Annotated in this window: 1 protein-coding gene and 1 pseudogene; one reads left to right on the top strand and one right to left on the bottom strand. The window is 76.3% G+C overall.

Features of this window, described 5'->3' with window-relative positions:
- A pseudogene (locus tag GTW43_RS11665) lies at positions 1-187 on the top strand (hypothetical protein); the annotation flags it as partial.
- Between the two features lie 9 nt (positions 188-196).
- Here the strand turns inward: GTW43_RS11665 and GTW43_RS11660 are convergent.
- The coding region (locus GTW43_RS11660; RefSeq protein WP_161301582.1) for a zinc finger domain-containing protein at positions 197-819 on the bottom strand (623 nt) is incomplete at its 5' end.

Raw genomic sequence — 819 nt, 5'->3', positions numbered from 1 at the left:
GGGGCCGCGGGTGTGCGCGCTGGTCGCGGTGGGCCGGGACGGCAGCCGGGAGACGGTGGCGTCCTGGACGGTGCGCTCCGGCCGCGCGCGGGTGCAGGGCGGGGCGGCGCTGCACCCGGCGCAGATCGCCCGGTTCGAGGTGCGGGCGGCGGACGGGACCCGGCTGCTCGCGGTCCCCGCCGCGTGAGCGGGCGCGCTACTTGAGCAGGCGCGACATGCGGCGGTCGGCGAGCGGCCTGCCGCCGGTCTGGCAGGTGGGGCAGTACTGGAGCGAGGAGTCGCTGAAGCTGACCTCGCGGATCGTGTCACCGCAGACGGAGCAGGGTTCGCCGGTGCGTCCGTGGACGTGCAGGCCGCTCTTCTTCTCGGCCTTGAGGCGCCCGGCGGCGACGCCGCGCGAGCGCTCGACGGCGTCGGTGAGGGTGGCGCGCAGCGCGGTGTACAGCGTGTGGACGTCGTCGGGGGTGAGCTTCGCGGCGAGTGCGTACGGCGACATCTTCGCGGCCCACAGGATCTCGTCGCTGTAGGCGTTGCCGATGCCCGCGATGAGGGACTGGTCGCGCAGGGCGCCCTTGATGCGGCGGCGCTCGCCCGCGAGCAGCGCGGCGAGGGCGGGCTCGTCGAAGCCGTCGGCGAGGGGGTCGGGGCCGAGCCGGGCGACGCCGGGGACGGTGGCGGGGTCGTCGACGACGTACACGGCGAGCTTCTTGGTGGTGCCCGCCTCGGTGAGGTCGAAGCCCGCGCCGGTCTCCAGGGCGACTCGCAGGGCGAGCGGGCCGCGGCCCGGCTTGGGCGGGCCGTCGGGGAGGCGGTCCTTCA

Origin of the sequence: Streptomyces sp. SID5785, from assembly GCF_009870065.1 — a bacterium.
In the GTDB taxonomy this organism is placed as follows: Bacteria; Actinomycetota; Actinomycetes; order Streptomycetales; family Streptomycetaceae; genus Streptomyces.
The sequence above is the reverse complement of the archived record's forward strand: the minus strand, read 5'-3'. Positions and strand labels throughout refer to the sequence as shown.